The sequence below is a fragment of the Phytohabitans aurantiacus genome, from assembly GCF_027923225.1.
Taxonomy (GTDB): domain Bacteria; phylum Actinomycetota; class Actinomycetes; order Mycobacteriales; family Micromonosporaceae; genus Phytohabitans; species Phytohabitans aurantiacus.
The window spans coordinates 1-1,893 of record NZ_BSDI01000123.1 but is presented as its reverse complement, the minus strand read 5'-3'; the positions used below and the strand labels follow the sequence as shown (position 1 = coordinate 1,893).

The 1,893-nt window shown below is 67.6% G+C and carries 3 protein-coding genes; all 3 read left to right on the top strand.

Features of this window, described 5'->3' with window-relative positions; translation table 11 throughout:
* Positions 1-168 precede the first annotated feature (168 nt).
* Positions 169-630 (top strand): NUDIX hydrolase, encoded by a 462-nt coding sequence (locus tag QMG73_RS46070; protein WP_281906501.1) that lies wholly within the window; start codon positions 169-171, stop codon positions 628-630.
* Positions 631-999: 369 nt separating this feature from the next.
* The gene (locus QMG73_RS46065; RefSeq protein ID WP_281906500.1) at positions 1,000-1,242 is read left to right on the top strand and encodes a hypothetical protein; all 243 of its coding nucleotides are present in this window, start codon (positions 1,000-1,002) and stop codon (positions 1,240-1,242) included.
* Positions 1,243-1,693: 451 nt separating this feature from the next.
* Positions 1,694-1,893: flavodoxin family protein (locus QMG73_RS46060; protein WP_281906499.1), on the top strand; the 200-nt coding region annotated here is incomplete at its 3' end.

Genomic DNA, 1,893 nt, shown 5'->3' with positions numbered 1-1,893 from the left:
ATCCCCATGACCTGGGGAATTACATGATCGACCGGGTGGGGAATTACGTGAGCGTCAGACCGCTACAGCTGGGGAATTACGTGAGCGCCGACACCGGGCAATGTCCGAAACAGCACTACAGTGGGTCGCCGAGCAGCTCACCACACTGACGACCAGGAGCCACACGCCATGACCGGCATCCGCCACTTCACCGCCTCCGCGATCGTCCTGGACGACAACGACCGGGCACTGCTGGTCCACCACAACAAGATTGGCCTATGGCTCTACCCCGGCGGGCACATCGACCCTAACGAGGACCCCGCCCAAGCTGCCCTGCGCGAGGTCCGCGAGGAGACCGGTATCCACGCCGAGGTCGTCACCGAGCACCAGTTCACCCATCCTGCGGTAGCCACGGTCCCGGCACCGTTCACGATCCTGGAGATGGACGTCCAGGACGCCAAAGTCGGCCCGCACCGGCACATCGACCTGGTCTACGTCTGCCGCCCCGTTGCAGGCGACCTCACACCCCAGCAGGCCGAAGTCGCCGCCGCCCGCTGGGTGTCCGCGGCCGACCTCGCCGAGCTACGCACACCAGCTGAGCTGCCCGCTCTCATCGCCGAAGCCATCCGGTGGGCCAAACCGCTGCGCTAGCGACAGATCCTTCGCCAGCTGTTGGTCGACGCCGGGAGATGCTCGTCGTTGCGGGCGGGCCGAGCACCATCGCTGCGGTCGGTCCATCCTGGACCCCCAGCGCAGGGCTGTTCCCCATCTGTTGTCGTGGGCCAGATTAGACGCTGTTACCGGTGCCTACCGCGCTCGCTGTTGCGTAGCGGTCTGCCGAGCCAGCGCACCGGCGCTGCGCCCGGCGTGACCCGGTCGATGCCCGGTCGAGCTGCCGAAGGCCAACCGGGGCGGCCCGGCGGACGCCGACAGGTCCGCCTTGGCCGCGCCGAAGCGGTAGCCGGGACCCGACAAGCGGGGCAGGCGCATCAACCCCGTGAACGGAGGCGGTAGGTCGTTATGGGAACTGTGTACGCCAGCGAGGCCGTCCAGACGGTGGCCGCTCAGCTGGCGTTGGACGAGCACATCACTCTGACCGCCACGGGCCGGTGCCGCACCTGTGATGTTCCCGGACCATGCGCGTGGTGGGAGGCGGCCATGGCTGCGTTCGCACAGACCGGCCGCCTGCCCCGACGCACCCACGGCCTGACCCGTCCGGAACTGGTCGGCGCCCGGCCAGCCGCCATCCGACACCGGGCGTGAAGGTCCACCGACTCGCACCAGCTTCGTTACTCCAGGGCGCGGAACCAACAACGTGACTGAGGCGATCCAACCCGGTTGAACGCGCGGTGCGCGGTGCCCGGGCACCTGATCGCTGGCGACGCGTCATTGCAACAGGCGCACGCCGCCGATACGGAGGTTGATCGTCAGACGCCACTCCGCCAGCGTGGCGCAACGCGGAGTCAGCTGTGGCTGGGTGGACACGCCGCAGCCGCGCGACGACGGAAAGCTCAATCCTCGATCCCTTGATTGCGTGTTAAGGCAACCTGAGGTGTCAGGTACCGGGTTTGATGGAGGCTAGCCGACCTGCTGAATCCGGCGGCATGACCGCCCATTGGCGGGTGCGCGAGCGGAGTCTCCGGGCGCACAGGACTTCCGGCCCTATGGGCTGTGCGCGGATGCGGCGCAGGCTAGTGGTGTGGAGGTGGTTCCCATGAGGGAGTCGATGCGCGCTCTTGTGGTCTACGAGTCGATGTACGGCAACACGCACGCCGTGGCCGACGCTATCGGTGAAGGCTTGGCGGCCGGATACCAGGTCGATGTGGTACCGGTGGCGCGAGCGACCGAGCAGTTGCTGGAGCAGACCGATTTGCTGGTGGTGGGTGGCCCGACGCACGCGCACGGAATGAGCCG

Bases quoted from the DNA above. Each gene is read 5' to 3' on its own strand.
- QMG73_RS46070 (WP_281906501.1), top strand. From the start codon at position 169: ATGACCGGCATCCGCCACTTCACCGCCTCCGCGATCGTCCTGGACGAC.
- QMG73_RS46065 (WP_281906500.1), top strand. From the start codon at position 1,000: ATGGGAACTGTGTACGCCAGCGAGGCCGTCCAGACGGTGGCCGCTCAG.